The organism is Microcystis aeruginosa FD4 (assembly GCF_009792235.1).
GTDB classification, from domain to species: Bacteria; Cyanobacteriota; Cyanobacteriia; order Cyanobacteriales; family Microcystaceae; genus Microcystis; species Microcystis viridis.
This window is the reverse complement of record NZ_CP046973.1, coordinates 904,605-926,113: the sequence shown is the minus strand read 5'-3', so window position 1 is coordinate 926,113 and position 21,509 is coordinate 904,605. Positions and strand designations below refer to the sequence as shown.

General features: G+C 44.7%; 20 protein-coding genes, 1 tRNA gene and 2 pseudogenes. 11 read left to right on the top strand and 12 right to left on the bottom strand.

The window, feature by feature from the left end:
• Nucleotides 1-70: 70 nt before the first annotated feature.
• The 4 genes from GQR42_RS04790 (at nt 71) to GQR42_RS04775 (ending at nt 2,161) form a co-directional block, all read left to right on the top strand.
• Nucleotides 71-490, top strand: a complete 420-nt coding sequence (locus GQR42_RS04790) for a tetratricopeptide repeat protein (protein WP_158199107.1) — start codon at nt 71-73, stop codon at nt 488-490.
• On the top strand, nt 483-1,370 hold the full coding sequence (locus GQR42_RS04785) for a M48 family metallopeptidase (protein ID WP_199273269.1): 888 nt from the start codon (nt 483-485) through the stop codon (nt 1,368-1,370). The genes GQR42_RS04790 and GQR42_RS04785 overlap by 8 nt, the downstream gene beginning before the upstream one ends.
• Nucleotides 1,349-1,433, top strand: a tRNA-Leu gene (locus GQR42_RS04780). The genes GQR42_RS04785 and GQR42_RS04780 overlap by 22 nt, the downstream gene beginning before the upstream one ends.
• Before the next feature lie 302 nt (nt 1,434-1,735).
• Entirely contained in the window at nt 1,736-2,161 is a 426-nt protein-coding gene (locus tag GQR42_RS04775; protein WP_158199106.1) for a DUF29 domain-containing protein, read from the top strand.
• A 171-nt stretch (nt 2,162-2,332) separates the two neighbouring features.
• Here GQR42_RS04775 and GQR42_RS04770 read toward each other — a convergent pair whose 3' ends face one another.
• The 7 genes and pseudogenes from GQR42_RS04770 to GQR42_RS04740 all read right to left on the bottom strand — a co-directional run bounded on the left by GQR42_RS04770 (nt 2,333) and on the right by GQR42_RS04740 (nt 9,325).
• Nucleotides 2,333-3,619, bottom strand: a complete 1,287-nt coding sequence (locus tag GQR42_RS04770; RefSeq protein WP_158199105.1) for a calcium-binding protein — start codon at nt 3,617-3,619, stop codon at nt 2,333-2,335.
• A gap of 163 nt (nt 3,620-3,782) precedes the next feature.
• Nucleotides 3,783-4,007: pseudogene (locus tag GQR42_RS04765) on the bottom strand (hypothetical protein); the annotation flags it as partial.
• Between the two features lie 513 nt (nt 4,008-4,520).
• Nucleotides 4,521-4,838 carry a recombinase family protein gene (locus tag GQR42_RS29830; RefSeq protein ID WP_158199103.1) on the bottom strand — a complete coding sequence of 106 codons (318 nt, stop codon included), beginning with the start codon at nt 4,836-4,838 and terminating at the stop codon, nt 4,521-4,523.
• Between the two features lie 425 nt (nt 4,839-5,263).
• The gene (locus GQR42_RS04755) at nt 5,264-6,478 is read right to left on the bottom strand and encodes an ISL3 family transposase (RefSeq protein ID WP_158199102.1); all 1,215 of its coding nucleotides are present in this window, start codon (nt 6,476-6,478) and stop codon (nt 5,264-5,266) included.
• Nucleotides 6,479-6,834: 356 nt separating this feature from the next.
• The gene (locus GQR42_RS04750; RefSeq protein ID WP_158199101.1) at nt 6,835-7,572 is read right to left on the bottom strand and encodes a peptidylprolyl isomerase; all 738 of its coding nucleotides are present in this window, start codon (nt 7,570-7,572) and stop codon (nt 6,835-6,837) included.
• 29 nt (nt 7,573-7,601) lie between these two features.
• The gene (locus GQR42_RS04745; RefSeq protein ID WP_158199100.1) at nt 7,602-8,168 is read right to left on the bottom strand and encodes a photosystem I assembly protein Ycf4; all 567 of its coding nucleotides are present in this window, start codon (nt 8,166-8,168) and stop codon (nt 7,602-7,604) included.
• 59 nt (nt 8,169-8,227) lie between these two features.
• Nucleotides 8,228-9,325, bottom strand: a complete 1,098-nt coding sequence (locus tag GQR42_RS04740) for an RRXRR domain-containing protein (protein ID WP_158199099.1) — start codon at nt 9,323-9,325, stop codon at nt 8,228-8,230.
• Between the two features lie 865 nt (nt 9,326-10,190).
• On the opposite strand from GQR42_RS04740, the pseudogene GQR42_RS28330 reads away from it, so the two are divergent.
• From GQR42_RS28330 to GQR42_RS04720, 4 genes and pseudogenes are all read left to right on the top strand, one after another.
• Nucleotides 10,191-10,451: pseudogene (locus GQR42_RS28330) on the top strand (zinc ribbon domain-containing protein); the annotation flags it as partial.
• Nucleotides 10,452-10,934: 483 nt separating this feature from the next.
• Complete coding sequence (locus tag GQR42_RS04730) at nt 10,935-11,717, top strand: hypothetical protein (RefSeq protein WP_158199098.1); 783 nt, start codon at nt 10,935-10,937, stop codon at nt 11,715-11,717.
• A 282-nt stretch (nt 11,718-11,999) separates the two neighbouring features.
• Nucleotides 12,000-12,938, top strand: a complete 939-nt coding sequence (locus GQR42_RS04725) for a glycosyltransferase family 2 protein (protein WP_158199097.1) — start codon at nt 12,000-12,002, stop codon at nt 12,936-12,938.
• Nucleotides 12,939-13,001: 63 nt separating this feature from the next.
• Nucleotides 13,002-14,603, top strand: coding sequence for a glycosyltransferase family 39 protein (locus GQR42_RS04720; protein ID WP_158199096.1), 1,602 nt, complete (start codon nt 13,002-13,004; stop codon nt 14,601-14,603).
• A gap of 14 nt (nt 14,604-14,617) precedes the next feature.
• Here the strand turns inward: GQR42_RS04720 and GQR42_RS04715 are convergent, their stop codons facing one another.
• Nucleotides 14,618-14,959 carry a hypothetical protein gene (locus GQR42_RS04715; RefSeq protein ID WP_158199095.1) on the bottom strand — a complete coding sequence of 114 codons (342 nt, stop codon included), beginning with the start codon at nt 14,957-14,959 and terminating at the stop codon, nt 14,618-14,620.
• 34 nt (nt 14,960-14,993) lie between these two features.
• Here GQR42_RS04715 and aat point away from each other — a divergent pair, with 34 nt between their 5' ends.
• From aat to GQR42_RS04700, 3 genes are all read left to right on the top strand, one after another.
• Complete coding sequence (gene aat, locus GQR42_RS04710) at nt 14,994-15,575, top strand: leucyl/phenylalanyl-tRNA--protein transferase (protein WP_158199094.1); 582 nt, start codon at nt 14,994-14,996, stop codon at nt 15,573-15,575.
• A 256-nt stretch (nt 15,576-15,831) separates the two neighbouring features.
• Nucleotides 15,832-16,938 carry a hybrid sensor histidine kinase/response regulator gene (locus GQR42_RS04705; RefSeq protein ID WP_158199093.1) on the top strand — a complete coding sequence of 369 codons (1,107 nt, stop codon included), beginning with the start codon at nt 15,832-15,834 and terminating at the stop codon, nt 16,936-16,938.
• Between the two features lie 47 nt (nt 16,939-16,985).
• A complete protein-coding gene (locus GQR42_RS04700; RefSeq protein ID WP_158199092.1) occupies nt 16,986-18,359 on the top strand; it encodes an ankyrin repeat domain-containing protein in 1,374 nt (457 codons plus the stop codon).
• A gap of 184 nt (nt 18,360-18,543) precedes the next feature.
• Here GQR42_RS04700 and GQR42_RS27435 read toward each other — a convergent pair whose 3' ends face one another.
• From GQR42_RS27435 to GQR42_RS04685, 4 genes are all read right to left on the bottom strand, one after another.
• Nucleotides 18,544-18,714: a hypothetical protein gene (locus GQR42_RS27435; RefSeq protein WP_199273379.1), complete on the bottom strand. Its 171-nt coding sequence runs from the start codon at nt 18,712-18,714 to the stop codon at nt 18,544-18,546.
• On the bottom strand, nt 18,666-18,938 hold the full coding sequence (locus tag GQR42_RS29825; protein WP_199273268.1) for a hypothetical protein: 273 nt from the start codon (nt 18,936-18,938) through the stop codon (nt 18,666-18,668). Before GQR42_RS29825 ends, GQR42_RS27435 begins: the two co-directional genes overlap by 49 nt.
• 77 nt (nt 18,939-19,015) lie before the next feature.
• Nucleotides 19,016-19,738: a Stp1/IreP family PP2C-type Ser/Thr phosphatase gene (locus GQR42_RS04690; RefSeq protein ID WP_158199091.1), complete on the bottom strand. Its 723-nt coding sequence runs from the start codon at nt 19,736-19,738 to the stop codon at nt 19,016-19,018.
• 45 nt (nt 19,739-19,783) lie between these two features.
• Nucleotides 19,784-21,472, bottom strand: coding sequence for an ABC1 kinase family protein (locus GQR42_RS04685; protein ID WP_158202386.1), 1,689 nt, complete (start codon nt 21,470-21,472; stop codon nt 19,784-19,786).
• Nucleotides 21,473-21,509 lie beyond the last annotated feature (37 nt).

Genomic DNA, 21,509 nt, shown 5'->3' with positions numbered 1-21,509 from the left:
AATTGTACTAACTCTATGTAATACACCGATAACCGTTAAAATTGCTCCTTGACTAACCCCGCAGCTGAAAATGACAGAAACCGCCAATTTTACCCTCGAACAAGGTTTAGAACGCTACCAACAGGGAGAAAGCGCCGCCAGTTTATTGCCGGAATTTAAACAATTAAGCGATCGCACTCCGAAAAATGCCGCCGTTTGGTCCTGTTTAGCTTGGTTATATATGCTCACCGATAAACCGGAATTAGCCCTAAAAGCCGCCCAAAAAGCCGTTAAACTGGACAAAGTTTCCCCCCAAAACCGGATCAATTTGGTTTTGGCTATGTTAGAAACCAAAACCGCCGGAGTTAGAGAACATATCGAACTGGTGCAACAATTAGTTAGTTTAAACAAAGAAGTTCGCCAAGAAGTGGATGAAAATATTGCCGATGGTTTAGCTAGAAAACCCAACTGGAAAAGTTTAGAACGCATCAAAGCTTGGTTAAATGAATAAGAATATGGAATTATCAAGACAGTTATTACTCGGCTTAAAAGCCAATGATTTTCGGCATCCCATCGACCTAGAGGCCACTAATTCCCTCAAACAATTGCCTGGGTTAGATATAGCCGTGAGAAGTTTGTTAGGTTCCGTCGCTGAAGAATTCTTTTACTTAAATAATATTGCTGCTAGTGTTTTGGTGGGAGAAAAACAATTACCCGACCTGCATAATCTCCTCCTAGAAGCTTGCCGAATCCTCGACTTAGAACCACCTCAATTATACATTCAACAAAACCCCGTTCCTAACGCCTATACCTTCGCCATGCGCGGCAAAAAACCGTTTATGGTGATGCACACTTCCCTAATCGAAATGCTGACTCCCGCAGAAATTCAAGCGGTAATGGCCCACGAATTAGGTCATCTCAAATGTGAACACGGCGTTTATCTGACTTTAGCCAATATTATGGTCCTAGCGGCAGGATTACTGCCCAATTGGGGGACAATGTTAGCACGATCCCTACAGGAGAGAATGTTAGCATGGGTGCGCTGCGCCGAGTTTAGTTGCGATCGAGCGGCATTATTGGCAGTTCAAGACCCAAAAATCGTCATGTCGGTGTTAATGAAGTTAGCCGGAGGTTCCCCCAGTCTCGCACCTTTATTAAATTTAGAGGCTTTTATCGATCAGGCCAAGTCCTACGATGCCGTCAGCGCCTCGGAAATGGGCGAAATGTTAAAGGGTTTGCAAACCCAACAGTTAACCCATCCCCTCCCCGTCCTGCGCGCGCGAGAAATCGATCGTTGGGCCGGTTCCCCCGATTATCAAAATTTGTTAAAAGGGCCAAAAATGGGTTATAATGATAAAGCTAATGCCAAGGGCGAATGGCGAAATTGGTAGACGCACCACACTCAAAATGTGGCGAGGCAGCCCCTCATGTCGGTTCGAGTCCGACTCCGCCCATTAAATTTCAGTAATTTCTAGCTATTATGGTCTAGAAATGGCCGATAATATTATTGTCGGGGCGAATTGTCTTCGCCCTCTTTTAATAACTTCTGCCAGTGAGAAAAAGTCCCAAATGGGAGATGGCAAAATTTCCCTAACCCGAACTAACGAGTTTTGATTAGTTAAACTGAGAGTTTTTAGTAATTGACTCAATGATGGGCTGTAATATTTCAATAACCAGCATTTTCTTGCTGCTTGAGCTATACCCTGAGATCTAGATTTTTATATAATAAAAAAGATTTAGTATAGAGGTAAAATTAATGGCTGAAACGCTATATGAAAAAGACTATGTAGCTTGGCTGCAAGACCAAGCAGCAAAACTGCGATCGCCTAATCGCAATACTTTAGATTGGCAAACTTTAGCCGAGGAGTTAGAGGAAATGGTTGATGAACGCAAATACAAAGCCGAAAGCTTTCTGATTCAACTCCTCAGTCACCTGCTACTTTACGCCTACTGGAAGCATCCTTACTACCTACCCCACTGGACAGACGAGATAGATAATTTCAGATTGGAATTGAGCTTGCTGTTTCGCTCTCAGGTAATCTACAATCATGCCTTAGAACGATTTGGTTATTGTTATCAAAAAGCTCGGCGAAAAGCGAGCCGCAAAAGTGGCTTAACTTTACCAGTTGACTGTCCTTGGACAATTGAGAAAATTCTTGATGAAGATTGGTTCCCTGGTTAATAAATACTGAAAAATAATGCTGTTTTTGAAAGGATTAATATCGCTGAATAGACCAGAGTTTTGCTTGGTTAAAGTTGCGATTTTTAGTAACTGAATGATGAAGAGCCGACAAAAAACCCCCGCTAAAGGCGGGGGATATGGCATAGTTCTGCTGTGATGCCTAGCTGAGACTTACAGCCCGTAAACGAAGTCAGCATTAGTCATGCTAGCTGCGGCCGCAGCCCCAACATTGGCAATTAGGTAACTGCCGGCACTGGTGAAATCGTTATACCAGATGTTGCCGTCGGTAGTATTGACGTAGATGCCGGAGGCGTTTCCTAATGGTCGCCCGTCTAACCCCGGTCCCTTGAAGAACTGGGCAGCGTTAAGGATATTTCCGGCCACATTACCACCAACAAAGCTCAGACCCTTGATCCCCGGATTAATGGGGCCGGCCAAGGTGCTGTCAAGACTGTTCGCCAGAATGATTGTATCAGCGGGTACGGAGAAATCAGTGATCAGATCACGGCTCTGGGGATTAATTGGGTTGGGGGATGGAAGTGATATCAACGACACTTCCGTGAGCCGGAAGAAATCGTTTCCAGTGCCACCGGTAAGGGTATCCTGACCCAAACCACCTTCGAGGGTGTCGTTACCAACGCCGCCGTTAATCAGGTTGGCGGAGGCATTACCCGTTACCGAGTCGTTACCGGCACCCATATTGGCGTTTTCAAAGTTGATGAAGCTTTCACCGACAAAGTTAGTTAAACCAGTGGTCATATTGAACACGTAGTTACCAGCAAAGATAGTGTGGTCGATGGTATCGGTGCCAGTGCCACCGTCCATAGTTTCGTTGCCAAGTCCCGAAGAGAGGGTGTCGTTACCCCCATCGCCCCGATAGGTTCCGCCGTCGCCATCGGAGGTGATAACATCATTACCGTCACCACCGTTGAGGGTATCTATCCCTGCGCCTCCCCCTAGGGTGTCGTTGCCAGCGCCGCCGTTGATTATGTTGGCGGAGGCATTACCCGTCACCGAGTCGTTACCAGCACCCATATTGGCGTTTTCAAAGTTGATGAAGCTTTCACCGCCAAAGTTGGTTAACCCAGTGGCCATATTGAACACGTAGTTACCAGCAAAGATAGTGTGGTCGATGGTATCGGTGCCAGTGCCACCGTCCATAGTTTCGTTGCCAAGTCCCGAAGAGAGGGTGTCGTTACCCCCATCGCCCCGATAGGTTCCGCCGTCGCCATCGGAGGTGATAACATCATTACCGTCACCACCGTTGAGGGTATCTATCCCCGCGCCTCCCACTAGGGTGTCATTGCCCCCATTACCATAGATTAGATCATTACCAGCACCACCGTTAGAAGTGTCATTACCGTTATCAAGAACGATAAGATCATCGGAGCCAAGACCGTTAGTTGTGTTATTGTCTAAGAGATTGCCGTCAAATATATCGGAAAAAATCGGGTTCATTGTCTTTCTTGTGTCCTAAATACAAATAGACTGATCTACTCGCTTGGATTGGGCGAGCCAACTGTATTTCAGTGGAACGAAAGCTAGGGAACAATAAAAAAATAAAAGAAGCCCAAGGTCACTTTACCGACGTCTTACCATCAATCTTGGATTTAATGACTTTAGCCGATTGACGAGCTTGAGAGTTTAATTTATTAACCGATGGTGTCTCTTTATTATTAGCTAGTACCGCACAAAGCTTTTGGAGGTCATTACGGGTTGTTCCTTGATTTGACCGCCAATGACAAACACAAGAGTTACGCACAAACTGAGAAGTTCTGATAGCTTCATCAAGTTTCTGATATTGCTCTGGTGTTCCGTTTTTTAGCTTTGCTTCTACGACTAGCATCTAACAATCCTCGACCCTTGGCTAAGTTAGGTATAACACAGTTTACCCACAGATGGTAGAGTTAAACCGATGCTCTGGGGTCAACGTCGAGCGAAGTGTCCTCCGAAGCTACGCCGAAGAGTCGAGACGTTGATCTTCTGGTCGGATTTCATCCCCCGCAAAGCTGAGTATCTTGTCGAAAAATGTAGCGGGGGCATTCATCCGACATTTTAGGTAAGTTCTGATTCGGGACTGTGAACAGTTTGGTCGAGAACCAAGATTGTGCCACCGTTTTGTTCGACCATGCACTGTATAAGCTCGAATCTAAATCGGCATAATCTGTCCAGTGTGGACATAACAATTGTGAGTTTATTTCCCCACAATAATCCGTCCAGTAGGGACTGGCGTGGGAATAATATCCCAGCTTTGAAAATCGCTCTGTAGAAGAATCAGACCAGCCAGATGGCATATTATCAAAGGGCAAGTCCCTTATTGGAAGGGAACTCTCGAAGGCTCTCCCCCTACTTAGGGTGATCAGCAAACCCCCTCCGCGCGGAGGGCGCAGGTTCCAGGCGCCCCGACAGTAACGGATTTTGTCCACAATGTAGGGGCGAACTGCGTTCGCCCAAAAGGTACATGATCAAAGCGCAAGTCCCGTATGGCTCTAAGTCCTTTTCTTTGGAAGTTAAGCCCACTACCGATGTCTTTGATGATTTCTGCCTCTGGATAGAATCCGCGCATAAAGCTGACTTGTCCCTCAAGGTCATCTCGTTGCTTGATTGAACTGACTCGGCAGTAGCAAACAAGGGAAGCTCTAGCTGCACCATTGACGTAAGACTGGACATCGTACAATCGTTGCCCTGCTTCGTTTTTGATAAGTAGTCGTGCAAAATTAATTTCCTAGTCGAGACTCCGAGACAGGAGTCAGGAGACAGGAGACTCCGAGACGGGATACAGCTATTAGGGATCGGATTTGAGTTTTCAGTTCACTGTTTACTCACAGCAGAAGTCTGACGAATTAGTGGCTTAGATGTGTAATTAATTGTGCTTAGATACTTAATGTATTGGGATGTATCCCAATAGCTCAAGGGCTTTTCTCAGGGTCACAAACATTCGCCTAAAAATTAGCGTATGTTTGTTAACATTGGCAAATCAGTAACTAGCTGTCAACCTTAATTTTGGGACTGATTGAAGGTAAAGAATTGAAGACTTATTAGAGTCTCTCCACCCAGCCATAGACAGGGAAACATCGGCTCTTCGTTACTCTTTATGCTAAATCAACATACAAGATGCCAAGATAACATACTTCTAACCCAAAAATTCCGAAAGTTTCTAAAGCCATAGCCTCTCCGTTTTATTAGTTTAAGTTTATTATTGATTCCCTCGACCACCCCATTCGTTGTCCTTTGCTCGAAATAACTAATAATTTCTCCAAACCAGTTTCGGATTGTTTGACAACTCTTGGTAAAAACACTGGAGGATTTTGCCAACCATTCTGAGATGGATAGCATTCCCTCTGTCGGATTCTCTGAGGTTTCATAAATCTTTCTAAATTCTTCCTTTAACTCGTGCATCTTTTTCAAATTTGGCAAATTTTCTTTGATAGCTTCTAGTTTGAGTTTTTGGGGTTCCGTTAAATTTTCTTCATTTTTTAACAGACTATATTTACTTCGCTTTAAAACTTCTAGTTTTGCTTCTTTTTCCGCTTTCTGTTTTTTATTTTTCTGCGCTTCTACGGCTCTTTTTTCTGCTCTTCTCTGTTCATCTAACTCTTGATTAATTTGTTTCATGACATGGAATCTATCGGCGACTACCTCGGCCGATGGCATCAATTCTTTCACCAAATTTTTATAGGGCAACCAAAGGTCTATGCTGACTTCTTCAATTTGCTCTAACACCTCTTTTCCCCATCCCGTAAGCGTTTCCCTCAATTCTTCTTGTGTTCGCTTCTCTAGAATAGCTATTAGTTTTCCCGTATCTAAATTTACTAAAACCGCACAATAATTTTTTTGTCCTTTGACTAGAGCGATTTCGTCAATTCCTAGTCTTTTTAATTTCGATAGGTCTGTCTCTGTAATTTCTTCAGCTATGTCCTCTATCATTCTTTGAATCTCTTCTTCCGTTACGTCATTTCTTCGGCTAACATTTAAAATATCTCCTTCTTTTAATTGTTCGAGTATATTCTCGGCTAGTCTTTTCGTATAGGTTCGTTTCTTGGCGACAAAATCTAACTCTTCACTAAAGGGTTTTCGACAATTATTGCACTTAAATTGACGACGATTAACTTGTAGGTACACTGGTTGTCCTGAGATTGGTAAATCTTTGACTAAATGTCGATGATTTTGGTGTAGTTTATCGCTCTCTAACCCACAATGAGGACAGGTTGCTTTTTGATTTTTCGATTCGATTCGGCAAACTATACCGATATTTTCTAGGTGTAGATAGCCTTGAATAGACGTTCCTTTTAGGTTCAAAAATTTGTCAAGCATCATAAGTAAAATAATCTCGTTTTTGGCTATTATATCAAATCTTAACTCAATTGTCTATCTTTTGGTATTAACCTGTTTGTGCCTAAAATCTTTCCCTGTTTGGGTTTGAGCTATTTTTGAGCGTAGGTACTCTTATCGAATTTTATTTTAAGTTAATTATTTGCATAACAATTACCGAAGAGCCGAAACATCTAGATTATGGCAAGGAACAACTCATGCAACAGGCAAGAGTGGAGAGAAGCTTGTCTATTAGACAGCATGGCTAAAAAGGGGTTGGGGGTGAGGGCAATTAACCATCCCTGCCATTACTTTTGAACAATGGTATAACTTATCCTCGCGCAGCCCCCCCTAACCGATCGCTATTTTTTCAGATTTTCTGCGCCGGAAACAACCTTGGCCGAGTCAATTTTATCCCCTTGTTTGATCGTATCAATCACTTCCATTCCCTTAGTTACATAACCAAAAACGGCATAATCACCATCGAGGAAATTGATATCCGACAGGGCAAAATAAAACTGAGAAGAAGCGGAATTAGGTTGTTGAGAACGGGCCATCGCAATCGCACCGCGTTTATGGGGTAAAGCGACGATGGGAGTGCGCGCCGTGGCCTGTTGACCGATTGGTTGCTCATAAATCGGCTCTTTTTTGTCTTTGAGGAGAATTTCCAGGGGAACATAACGGGTTTGCTTGGTTTCTGGATCGACAAAACCACCAGTCCCGCGACCCTGGGGATCACCACCTTGGGCGACAAAAGGCTGCGGTTCCTTAACCACGCGATGGAAAGTTAAACCATTATAAAAACCTCTCCCGACCAGATCCACAAAGTTACCGGCAGTAATTGGGGCCGCATTACCATCAATTTCGATCGTTACCGGTTTACCTTTGATGATCATCTCGACGACGGCAGTTCCATCTAAGCGGGGTTTGTAATTATCCATGTTGACACTGCCCGAACTGGCAGGTTGAGAGGTTTGGACGATACTAGAATTATCGGGGGTGGAATTAGCTTCTGGGGAAGAACAGCCGAAAAGTGTCGTCGCTGCGATTAAAAAAACACAAACTACAGACAGCCAGCCAGATTTTCTTATCTTCATCATTATTATAGCCAAAAAGAGCGAAAAAAGGCTTACAATCCCTCTAGAGGAATTTCCAGAAAACGAGCGAGTTCCGCCCCTTGATTTTCCAATTCCGAGAGGGACATAGGATCGCCGACGCGAGTTAAAGGGATATCACGACGCTGTTTAATCCGCAGGAATAGTTCCCGTTTCGGGTTGAGTCCTTCTCGCACTTCGGCCCGCACAGCTTGCACATCTTCGAGGGGCCAATCGAGATCAAGGCGGCGATTTTTGCCAGGGTAGCCCCAACGAAAGATTTTAACTTTGCCGGTTTCCTTATTAAACTCGTTGTAACCACCTCCGACATTCCAGAGGAGAGATAACCAGAGATAGGTGGCTAAAAGGGTTCCCGCAGTGCCATAAAAGAGTAGGGCGACTCCTTGGGGAATAAATTGTAAGGCACTGGTATCGCTAACGAGAAGTAGATTGACCTTCAAATAACTGGAAAGACCAGCGAGGAGAAACCCTAGACCGCCAATGGAGACGATTACAGCCCAAAAATAGTTACTAGGGCGACGAGATCCCATTACTTCTTGCCGTAGGATCAGGCTATCTTTACTTGTTGTTTGCGCTTTCATCGAAAAACTGGGTCTGAAACCCCGCCCTTTAGCGATAGCAGAGGGCGGCTTTATATAATTTAGTGAGAAACAATTAAACCGTTAGAACGACGAATTAACTGAATCTTGCTAACAGCCATCTGTCCCAATCGTTGACCATTGGTATCGCTTACAGATAGCTGTTTTTCGGTATCTCCACTAACATAACCAATTCCTTTGGGAGAAGAAACTAAATCTCCTTTACGGAACCCATGTCTTGTGGTAGAGCCACCATATTTACGTCGTTTACCACCTTTGGAAAAAACCATCAGGTGAAGTTGACGACGACTAATAGGAGGACGTTTGATGACAGCAAAGGGAGCGTTTGTTACTTTAACAGAACCCTTCCAATCATATCCATGACCATTAGAATTGTGGAATGGACAATAATCTAAAAATTGAAAACAGGCAAGAGCAATTCCATCGTTAGCATGACTTTCTGGTGATTGTTCTGCTTTATTTTTGGACTTTTCTAGTCGCCAATATTTTCTAAGATTAGAGGTTTGCCAACCGAAGCGAGTATGGACTGTTGCCAATTGAGATAGTTGCTCAATAGCCCATTTCTGTCCGACCATAACCGACGAGAAACCTTTTCCAGACTTAGCCCCTTTTCTACCGGAAGTTAGAGCAATATCGGCTTTGATGTACTCAAAGTAAATATCGGTAATTGGATAGATTTTGGTGAGTTCAGAAACGACTCGAAGTTCAAGTTGACGATTGGCTCTGATTGAGGGAAGCTCATTTCCTTGTTTTCTATTTGAAAATCGTTTTTTTCGATGCGCTCTTAGATTAAAAGGAAGTTGGCGGTTAATCCGTCTTCCTCTACGTCCTCTTCGCATTAACCGTCTATTGTCCAGGCACTCTTTTACTCGCTTAAAAGGAAGTTCTAAGTGAGCCTTCCAAAGAGTAAAAAGAGAGGATTGAACGCCAATTCCAGAGAATAATTTACCTGGGTCAATACCAATGGCAATCGGTTGGGTTTTGTTGTCGGAAGGTTCAGTGGTTAGCTGGACATAGAAAATATCTAAGTCGTTGAATTTACCGATGGCTTTTCCTTCTTTAATCCACCGTCTGGCCCGACTGGGTTTAGTGGGCATCAATGGCTTTCCGTCTTTTGAGATAACAGGAACTCTTTCCATGGAGATAATCCTTAAGAGTAAAGTTAAAGTCCCTTTCCGCAACACAATCAAGATGTCTTGTCTAACAACGCTTTACCAATAAAGCTTAGAGGGAATCCGAACTAGGGAAGCATTCGGAGGTCTGTGCCAGATTGTGTCTCGATGCGGTAGTCTCTACTTGCGTCGCCTAAATTGGTCTAGGCAAGCTCCGTCCTTTAGGGCGGGGTTAGTGACCCTTCTTTTTCAGGTTGCCTAGAGTTATTTTACCAGCTTTTTTCTCTCCACTTCCCCAACCCCCAACCCTGACTCTCCCCATAGTCCCCACCCCCAACCTAGGGTGTTGATTTTGAGCGGAATGCTGCCAAAATAAGTAGCTAGACACAATTAATTAGGGCTGGCTGAAAATTACTGGAAGCCTTACTAGAAAACGGTTTCGGCACTTTTTTAGCCAAAAAAGTGCCAGAAACAAAGGTTGAGAAATCGATCCGAGGGACTCAAAACCCTTGCACTTTCGCTCTTCGATTTCGAAGGGTTCCGCTTCCAGACCTGCGAGGTCATTCTGTTATTCTGACTTCCCCTCCCGACTCGGAGACTCGGAGACTCCGAGACTCACAAGACAGCTATTAGGGATCGGATTTGAGTTTTCAGTTCACTGTTTACGGATCACAGCAGCAGTCTGACGGAGTAGTGGCTTAGATGTGTAATTAATTGTGCTTAGATACTTACACATATCTAACTACCTCTTGCATGAGTGCAACGGTAAAGGGATTGGGGGAGATTCAGCTAATCTAAGGATAGGCGGTTAAAATGCGTCTTAGCTTAACGTTCCAGAAAAGTTATGCGTGAGAGGTAAAACGACTTGGCTTTCATGCTCCCGTGTTATTCGGGTAAGGTTACGGTAGCAGTAGCCCCCGATAATACCAGTCAAAATCGATGCTCATTGTGGTCAGAAAGTAGCTAAATCTCTATCTACAAGAACCCCTGTTTGTCCCGATTGTGGCTATGTAGAAAGAAGATAGAGATGTTAACGCCGCTATCAACATCCTCAAAAAGGGACTAAGTACGCACTTAGGATAGCGGAACTCATACGCTTGGAAGCCGGTGCGGTCTTGTCTTGGGGGCTCCCCAAGTGGAACAACTGGTCTAGAGAGATTCCCGCGGGCGACTGTTGGATAGGTTCTGTCAAGCTCTAAGGAAACTCGGCGGAACCAAGAATCCCGAAGCGCTTAGGGACTTGCGTGCGAATAATATCCCAGCTTTGAAAATCGCTCTGTAGAAGAATCAGACCAGCCAGATGGCACAGGATCAAAGCGCAAGTCCCTTATTGGAAGGGGGTTCTCGAAGGCTCTCCCCCTACTTAGGGTGATCAGCAAACCCCCCCGGCGCGGAGGGCGCAAGCTTTGCGCCCCTACAGTAACGGATTTTGTCCACAATGTAGGGGCGAACTGCGTTCGCCCAAAAGGTACATTATCAAAGCGCAAGTCCCTTAGTGCGACGGGAGTGTCAATTAGGGTATTCTATGAGGGGGAGAGAAAAATCCCGCCTCGAAGATGGTTGTTGTTGAAAAAATCCGTAAAAAATAGTTGCGCTCTTGTATAATCGGCTAAAATCCAGAGAAATAGCTTTTGCCATGGCGACTACAGAAGCATTGAACCCCAGTCAGTTCTCACTCTTAACCAACCTCACCGCTGCTCGTTCAAGTTCACCCAACCCACAAGAAGAAATGGACAAAGTTATCATTCTCGTTAATGCCGAAGCTCAAGCCAGTGGTCAGATGTCTCGGCTATCGCCCGTTACCGAAAAGATGGTGATTGCCTTAAAAAATGCGGTTCCTAAATCCTTGGCCGTGGAGGTGACGGGGACGGCTTCTTTGTGGTCAAAAATGGAGTCGGGTAAAACTAGCCAAAATAATTTAATCTGGTGTCCCCTAACAATTCAATTGCCCAATTGGGTGAATTTTCCGGGTAAAAAAGTTTATCAAGCTTGTCGGGATATCGAGGAAAGACGCGCTTGGGTTTCCCATACCCTGCACTATAAAACCAGTCAGGGAGATTTTTCTTTTGGGGATCTTTGGTTGCCGATCACGGTGACATCTAAGGGTTTAGAATACGGTGAGGTAATCGGGGAGGGTATGATCCCCAACGCCTACAGTCAACCCATTAGTCTAGAAAGAGAGAGTCTTAAGTCTTTACATCGGCTGGCAGCGCAATTACTGGATAATTTACAGGCTCCTGCTTCTGTTTATTTGCTACAGTTTCGTCTGTCTCATCGGGAAGTGGTTTTTGATCGTCTCTGGCCTTTTCCTGCTGCGCCTGCGATCGCTTCCTTGCGCGGTCAACAGACAGATCTCTACGCAGCCTACTGGAATTGTTTACGTCGGCAAGCAATGGTCGATCATTCCTTGGCTATTTAATCCAATAGCAGAGAAAAACTGTCCAACTTTGGCCACAACAGCGATCGATCCCTAAACTATCTAAAATTAAATCCCTGACGATGTTAGCGATCGCAAATTCACTATAAAAACTTTCGGAGGGGATGTAAGACCAAAAGCTGGGCGTAAGTCCGTCTTAAGGCAATCCCCCGTGAACTGTCTAGCAGTAATGTATTAAGTTGACAAAAGGGATACTTTGGCAGAATATTTAGAGCGTAGCAGCCGCCATAAAAACCCAGCTTTTGTCCGTTCCAACTGTCGAAAATGCCGAAATATTCGCTAATTATCCCGATTTATAACGAGGAAGAAACCATTCCAGAACTCTATCGCCGTGTCAGTGACGTCATGGATAGTTTAGATGATTCTGTGGAACTGATTCTGATTAATGATGGCAGTCGCGACCGTTCCTTAAAATTAATCCTGGAACTACAGGAAAGAGATGCTAGGGTATGTTACATTAGCTTTGCTCGTAACTTTGGCCATCAGGCAGCAGTAACGGCAGGACTCAATTTCGCTAGGGGTCAAGTTATTGTTGTCCTCGATGCCGACTTGCAAGATCCACCAGAATTGATTCCCAAAATGATTGAGTCTTGGCAAGCAGGTTATCATGTGGTTTACGCCCAGAGAACAAAACGGAAAAAAGAAAGTTGGTTTAAACGCCTAACTGCCTACGTTTTCTATAGATTGCTGCGACAATTAGCCGACCTAGATATCCCTGCGGACACGGGGGATTTTTGTCTGATGGATCGTCAGGTAGTGGACGTATTAAATTCTATGCCAGAACGGAATCGTTATATTCGCGGTTTGCGCGCTTGGATTGGTTTCCAACAAACTGCTGTTAAATTTGAGCGGCATCCCCGGTTTGCTGGGGAAGTCAAGTACACTTTTAAAAAATCCCTAGCTTTAGCGATTAATAGCTTGGTGTCTTTTTCTAGGATTCCTCTGCGTATTTCCAGTTATTTAGGCTTATTTTCCGCTTTAATTGCCCTGTTTATGGCTTTACTGGTTCTCTACTGGCGCTTACAGCAACTAGGCTCTCCCGTCACTGGTTTAGCTACCATTTTGATCGCTGTGTTTTTCTTGGGTGCGGTACAATTAATCAGTATTGGCATATTAGGGGAATACATCGGGCGAATTGACGAAGAAGTTAAAGGCAGACCCGCTTATACGATCACTGAGATGGCTGGGTTGGAAATCAATTAAACTTTTAAAACAACAAATATCAATTAATTCTTGTTGATTGATGACCTACGGACAAATAAACCTATGATGAACCAGAAAAAATATTTACCCGATCAATCGGCCGCTAATTTCGGAAAGTTTTTGATTATCACTATTTTAGTGATCGGTATGGGATTGCGGTTTTTTCATATAGAGCAAAAAGTTTATAGTGCCGATGAAGTGCGAAGAATTATGCGTTCTTCAGGATACACGACCCAAGAGGTGCGGGAGCAGGCTTTTATAGGAGATATTATTGGAGTCGAAGAGTTGCAGCGTTTCCAATATCCGCATCTTGAAACATCTCTGAATGATACAATGCAGGCCTTAATTGGTAATCCTGAGCATCCCCCACTCTATAATTTGTTGAACCGCTTTTGGATGCGGGCATTTCCTTGGACAAATTCAGCTAGAACTTTCTCGATTTTCTTAAGCGTCCTGGCCATTCCCTGCCTTTATTGGTTATGCCTAGAATTGTTCGATTCCTCCCTAACGGGCTGGATAGCGATCGCTTTATTCGCTGTTTCTCCCTTTCAGATACTTTCGGCGCAAAACGCTACCCAATATAGTTTCTGGACGCTGACAATTCTTTTATCAGGAATTGCTCTTTTACGAGCAATCCGTAAAAATACCCTTAAAAGTTGGCTCTGGTATAGCTTGAGTCTCTCCCTAACTTTTTATGCTCATTTATTCTCCTATTCCCTAGCCATCGCCCAAGCTTTGTATGTGATTCTTCTAGAGAGATTGAAAATTACAAGAACAGTTGTTAGCTATGTATTGGCAGCTGTTGGCAGCTTAGTTTTATTTAGCCCTTGGCTATTCGTGATTTTTAGCAAGCTAGACAAAATTGATCGTAACACCCAATACTATCGACAGTTTAAGACTAATATCATCCAAATATCTCAAACCTTATTTCGTCATACTGGTCATGTATTTGTGGATTTCTTTCACCGCCGAGGAAGATTAGAGTCTGCTTTTCATCTATTAATATTATTGTTAGTGGTCTATTCTCTTTATCATCTCATCCGATACACATCCCCGAAAGTTTGGTTATTCCTCATAACTTTGATTGTTGTTCCGACACTGTTTCAAATTGTACCTGATTTATTAAAACCATCGATTCGCTCCCTACAAGCCAGATATTATCTACCAGTATTTTTAGGAATGCAGATTTCTATTTCCCACCTAATCGCTAGTTATATCGGCTCAAAATCGCCAAAAAATTGGCTTCACTATTTAGGACAACAAATCTTGCTAATTTTCCTGCTACTAGGTATAGTATCGGGTGTATTTCTGGGTTTAACTCCTGATGCGGCTTTAGACGATCAAAGAGGTACAGCCAGTGGAGCTAATCTAGAAATCGCCCCTGTTTTAAACTCCATGACTAAGCCGATAGTTATCAGCGATAATACCCCTAGTTTCTTTTTGGCATTATCCTATTTAGTTAACGATCAAGTTAAGTTTCAATTATTTCGGGATGGCGATGTGGAATCCTGGCGGCAAAAACTCAATCTCAAGGAATTAGCCCAAAACTACAGTAATATCGTCGTGGCACATCCCGAAGAAGATTTTGTTAACTTTTTAAATGAGCAGTACCCAATTCGTACAGAAAAATTAGCAGGGCCGCTCATAGAAATTAAACTCCAGTAGCAGGGAAAAACTGTCTAACTTTGCCCACAACAGCGATCGATTCCTAAACTATCTAAAATTAAATCACTGACGGCGTTAGCGATGGCAAATTCACTATAAAAACTTTCGCGAAAATCAAAAGCTTGCATCTCGGTAACGATCGCAATCACCAAGTTACCGAGATCGTTTTCTCCTTCCAAACGCTGACGCAGAAAAATTTGACTAGCGCGTTCAGCGATAGTTTCATTAATAGCTTCGGGAATAAATTCTGCATCTAACCAACGATGCAAAGCTGTGCGCAGCCAAGTTTGTTCCTGTTGGGGATTTTCGATCGGTGGTAAAGTAATAGGCGGAATTGGTGCGGGATTGTCAGGCATAATTAGAGAATGATCAGGCTACGAGACTGAATTCTTGGGGGGAGTCGTGGATATCGCCTCTATTATACAAGGATACGCACGCGGTTACTTTCTCATGGCCGATGAGGGGGGGCGATTGGATTGGTATTCTAGTAGAAATCGCGCTCTTATCCCTCTCGATCGGCGTTTTAGGTATCCCAAGTCCCTAAAACGAGTTTTGAATCAAAATCGCTTTACCGTGGCTATTAACCGCAATTTTGCTGGGGTTTGTGCCGGTTGTGCTGATCGCTCGCTGACTTGGATTTCCCCGGAGTTAATGCAAATCTATCAGCAATTACACCAAGCCGGTTGGGCCTACAGTTTCGAGACTTGGCAAGGGGATCAATTAGCGGGAGGGATTTTAGGTTTGGCCATTGGCGGGGTTTTTATCGGGGAATCGATGTTTTATCAAATTCCCGATGGTTCTAAGGTAGCTATGGTCAAGTTAGTTGAACACCTCAGAGAACGGGATTTCTGTCTATTTGATGCCCAAATGCAAAATCCCCATCTGGCTAGATTTGGGGCCTATACTATCGGCGAAAAAGAATATCATTCCCTACTAGAAAGCGCTCTGCTCAAGCATTGCCATTTTGTTTAAGTAGGGTTGGCTGAAAAAGTCTTTCCTGGGGGCAGGGTGTGGGGTGTAGGGTTTTACCCATGTTTTCCTTTTGCGGAGCCGGTTGTCAGGATTCGGCCGTCAATAGCAAATTAGGTTACACTTCATCTTTGACGAAAAAAGCTGTCAGAATCGACCTCGAACAGAATCGACCTCGAATGTCTTGACTACTGAACCCGATTCAAGTTACTCTATCAGGGTAAATTAGATAGTAATGCAATTCGGACTTAAATTGGCGATGTTAGACCAGTTAAAAATTCTAATTGTTGATGATGAGGAAGCGGATCGGCGCACAGTGCGCCGATTGTTAAGAACATCGGGGATGGAGACACAAATAACAGAAGCCGCTAACTATGAAGAGGCTAAAGAAAAGATGTCTAATAATCTTTTCGACTGTGTATTTATCGATTATCTTCTACCTGATCAAGATGGGTTGACTTTGGTGCGGGAAATTCGGCAACAGGGAGTTAAAATCCCCCTAATTGTCTTAACAGGTCACGGAGACGAAGAAATTGCCGTCGATATGATGAAGGCTGGTGCTTCCGATTATCTGAGTAAATTTCGTCTTTCTCCTTCGCGCTTAAATCAAGCAATGCGAAACGCCCTACGCATCTATAAAGCGGAACAAGAGACGGTGATTGCCAAACAAGAAAAAGAGCATTTAGCTAAACAAAAAGAAGATTTTATTGCGAGGATGACCCACGATTTACGAACTCCCTTACTGTCGGCTAATCACATATTAGAACTATTTCAAGAAGGTTTATACGGTGAGATTACTCCCGAAATGAGTCGAGTTATTCAGGTGATTATTCGCAGTAATAAAAATCTCTTGGAAATGGTTAGTAATCTTTTGGAAGTTTATTTTCATGAAAACGGGGAAAAAAAACTTAATTTTACTAAATTCAAGATTGTCGATCTTCTCGGAGAATTGTGTCAGGAGTTAGCTCCCATCGCCAGAGAAAAAGGACTAGAATTAAGCTTAAATGCCGAAAATACCGGGGAAGTTTTCCTAACTGGCGATCGCTTAGAACTGCGGCGCGTTTTTAGCAATCTCATCGGCAATGGGATTAAATTCACCGAACAGGGTTATGTGAAAATTGATCTCATCGCCGCTACAGAAGAAGATGCTTTTGTCACCATTGTCATTGAGGATACTGGTATCGGCATTGCAGCCGAAGAACTACCCCGGATTTTTGATCGCCTGTACTCTGGTTCCCAAGAAAGTTCCACCAGTGGGTTAGGACTTTATCTCTCCCGTCGCATTATCGATGCTCATGGGGGAACTATTATCGTCACCTCAGAATTAGGACGGGGTAGTCGCTTTTCTGTCCGTTTACCTGCCTAGAAAGATCGATAATAGAAAAAATACTTGCTGCCGATCGGTCACTGTTAATGGCTTCTAATTGGGATATCTTGTTAATACAAGCGGCGCGTCAGGGCAATCGGACGCGGGTTCAAGCTTTACTAAGTCAGGGGGCAAATGTCAACGCCACTGATGGCCAAAATACGACGGCTTTAATCTATGCCGTGCAGGGGGGTCATCGGGAAATTGTGGCAATTTTGCGAGAATTTGGGGCTGATATCAACAAAAGTAAACAACCCCAAGGTTTAAGCCCTCTCATGTTAGCGGCTGCCCTCAATCACAGTCAAATCCTCGCTCAACTAATCGCCGCCGGTGCTAATGTCAATCAGGTCAATCAAGATGGTACTCCTGCACTAATGATTGCCACTTATAAGGGTCATACAGCGATCGCAGAACAGTTATTAACCGCCGGTGCTCGGGTCAATATGCGCGATCGGGATGGAGATACGGCTTTATCTGTAGCGATTAGCCAAAATTACGCCGCAATTGTCCGTTTACTGCTCGATAGTGGTATAGATGAAGAAATCCGTCAAGAAGCTTGGTTAGAGGCTCTCAACGCTAATCGTCCAGAAATCCTCGAATTGTTTATTAACCGTGGTATGCCTCTCGATTCTCCCACTTTATCCGGGGAAACTCCCCTAATTTTGGCTGTAGAGAGGGGAAATCTCGGCAGCGTACAAACTTTACTGCAAGCGGGAGCAAATCCGAATATTAGCACGGAGGAGGGAGAAACTGCCCTGATGATCGCCGCTGCTGAGGGATATTTCGATATTGTCCGACTTTTACTTGCTCAGGAGGCCAGTGTTGACAATCAAAATCAGGCTGGAGAAACGGCCCTGCATTTAGCCACGATCGAAGGACATTTAGAGATCGTCCAGGCCTTACTACAAGCTGGCGCTTTTGTCAATCATCGTAACCATTTTGGCGATACACCCTTGCTCATCGCCACGGTGCAGGGATACGAAGCGATCGTTTTAGAATTGTTAAAACAGGGAGCCGACCCTAACCTAACTCAGCAGGGAGAAACACCGTTAACTTTAGCTCTACAGCACCAATTTACGGAAATCTGCCGTTATCTCCTCGACTACGGGGCCAATGCCAACGCCGTTTATCCCGATGGCAAAACCGTCCTCATGAAAGCTTGTGAGGGCAATAATAGTCAATTGGTGCGCCGGTTAATCGATATCGGCGCTGATGTCAATAAACTCGATTTTAGCGGTGCTTCCCCTTTAATGTGGGCGAGTTATCACGGTTGTCTCGACACGGTTAAAGTTTTGTTAGAGAGGGGAAAGGTGAACTTAAATCAGAAAAATCAAGGGGGAATGACCGCTTTAATGTTAGCTAAATTTAATCACCATCAGGCGATCGTTTCTTTATTACAACAAGCGGGAGCGATCGAGTAAGCTGCCCGCGCATTTAAATTGCTTGTGGAGATGAGGCGATCGGCGATCGGCAGGAGATAGGGTGTTAGGGTTTTAGGGTGTTAGGGTGTTAGGGTGTTAGGGTGTTAGGGTGTTAGGGTTTTAGGGTTTTAGGGTGATAGGGTGTTAGGGTGTTAGGGTGTTAGGGTGTTAGGGTGTTAGGGTTTTAGGGTTTTAGGGTTTTAGTTGAAATTCCCCCACTTCCCCACTTCCCCACTTCCCCACTTCCCCACTTCCCCACTTCCCCACTTCCCCACTTCCCCAATCCCCCACTTCCCCAATCCCCCATCACCCCACTTCCCCACTTCCCCAATCCCCCATCACCCCACTCCCCCACTTCCCCACTTCTCCACTCCCCCACTTCCCCACTTCCCCACTTCCCCACTTCCCCACTTCCCCACTTCCCCAATCCCCCATCACCCCACTTCCCCACTTCCCCAATCCCCCATCACCCCACTTCCCCACTTCCCCACTCCCCCACTTCCCCACTTCTCCACTCCCCCACTTCCCCACTTCCCCACTTCCCCACTTCCCCACTTCCCCACTTCCCCACTTCCCCACTTCCCCAATCCCCCACTTCCCCACTTCCCCACTTCCCACTTCCCCACGAGAAACTTTTTGCCGCAAACCCTAGATAGTCAACAGCTTACCATGACCACAGTGATATTATCGGAACCGCCGGCTTCTTTGGCCGCTGCCACTAAATTCTCGACAATTTCCTGACAATCGGCACTGGTTTGCAAATAATCGCTAATTTCCTCGTCGGACACTTCTTCCGTCAAACCATCACTACAGAGAATTAAACTATCGCCAGATTGCACATCGAGGGGAGATACCGTCACTGGGGGCAAATCGCGACGACCGAGACATTGAAATAAAATGTGTCGCCAAGGGTGGTTTTTCGCTTCTTCTTCGGACAGATCGCCCATTTTTATCGCCCTAGCTATCCAAGTATGATCTTCCGTCACCTGTTCTAATTTTTGCTCACGAAAGCGATAGAGACGGGAATCACCAATATGGGTGTACCAAGAGCCATCATCTCGGAAGATAGCCATGACTAGGGTTGTCCCCATGTCCTGTCTTTCGGGATTTTTGAGTTGATCTTCAATAATCTTCTCGTTAGCGGCAGTAATTGCCTCCTGCAGCAATTCTCCGGCAGCCCGGGGCGAATTCCAGTGTTCTTCTAGATGAGCTTGGATAGTTTCAGTGGCGATTTGACTAGCTTCTTGGCCACCCGCATGACCCCCCATACCATCAGCAACGATAAAAAAGCGCTGCTCGGGGTCGATATAATAACTATCCTGATTAACCGATCGCACTACACCAGGATCGGTCATTCCTCCAAAAGAAAGGTTGTTCATCGAAATTTCTGTTTCTAACACAATAATCTATTATCCCGTGATCAATTACATCATGCGATCCTGACGTTGAATTTTCTGCCAAAGTCTCAACAAAGCTACCCCCGGGAAGAGCGCAATTCCTAACGGCAATAAGGTCAACCAACCAAAACCACTGACAAATAGAAGCGTCGCTGAGATAATTAAAGCACTGATAATTAAAGTATAGTTGGTTGCCATTTGAATCATACCCAATCGCCGCAAAAGTCGCTCGGATTCGCTGGAACGCACCCGGACACGGATATCACCCCGTTCTAATTTTTCGATCGTATCATCGATGCGTCGGGGTAAACTCAGGGCGGTGCTGCTCACTTGGGCTGCTTGTCGTCCTAACTCATCGAGGATATTACTGCCATTATTTCCTGTCATATCATTTACTAATTGCAGGGCAAAAGGTTGGGCCACTTCCATAAAGTTAAATTCGGGATCGAGTCCTTTGCCTACCCCTTCTAGGGTAGAAAATGCTCGCATAACGAAGGTAAAGGTAGCGGGAAAGCGAAAAGGCTGATCGTAGGCGATTTCATAGAGATCATCGCTGATAGAGGCCACGGATTGCTCCTCAAAGGGTTTATCCATGAAGTTATCAAGCATATACTGGATTGATCGCCGCACTGCTCCCATATCACCATTAGCAGTTAATGCTCCTAAATCCACCAGAGAAGTGACCACGCGATCGGCATCTTTTTGGGCAATTCCCAAGAGAGTCTGCATTAATTTTTCGCGCACGTTGGTTTTAATTTGTCCCATCATGCCGAAATCGTAGAAAATTAACGAGCCATCACTATCAACAGCAATATTGCCGGGGTGAGGATCTGCGTGAAAAAAGCCGTTATTGAGTAGTTGAATTAGATAGGCTTTTGCCCCTAGTTTAGCCAACAATTTGCGATCGAGTCCAGCCGCTTCTAGGGCTTCATAATGACTGATTTTGATGCCGGGGAGGTATTCTAGGGTTAAAACCCGGGGAGAGGTGTAGCGCCAATAGACTTTTGGTACTTTTACCCAATCTTCCCCGCGAAAATTACGGCGAAAAGTGTCAGCGTTACGACCTTCGTTGAGATAATCGGTTTCTTCCCAGAGGATTTTACAGCATTCTTCATAAATACCCGTCCAATCGCGACCTTTACCCCATTTGGGATGATTTTGGAAGTATTGGGCGATTTTTTTGAGGATGGTCAGATCGATACTAAATAATTTTTTCAATCCGGGCCGTTGGACTTTGACCACCACATCTTCCCCAGTCTTCAGTTGGGCCCGGTGAACTTGCCCTAAACTAGCGGCTGCCAGGGGAATAGGATCAAAGCTTTTAAAGAGTTGATTGAGGGGTTTACCGAGGGATACCTCGATAATTTTGCTGGCCTGTTCGTAGGTAAATGCGGGAACCTGATCCTGTAGTTTCGAGAGTTCTTCCACATATTCGAGGGGAAAAAGATCGGCCCGGGTGGAGAACAGTTGACCGACTTTAATAAAAGTCGGTCCCAATTCTAGCATGGTTTCCCGAATCCAAGCGGCTTGTTTTCTGCGTCTGCTGGCGAGTTTTTCCTCGCTATAGCTGCCGTTATAGCTCCATTTTTTACCGTTGAGCCAGAATTGATAAAGTACAGTCAGAACGAATCGCCAAATATCTAGACGACGACGATTGATGGAATAGTTTTCTTGATTCCAACGATAGCTATTTTTGGCGACTTGAAGGGCCGGCATTGCTGGGTTTAACTCTAGGGTAACGGGGACGGGTAGA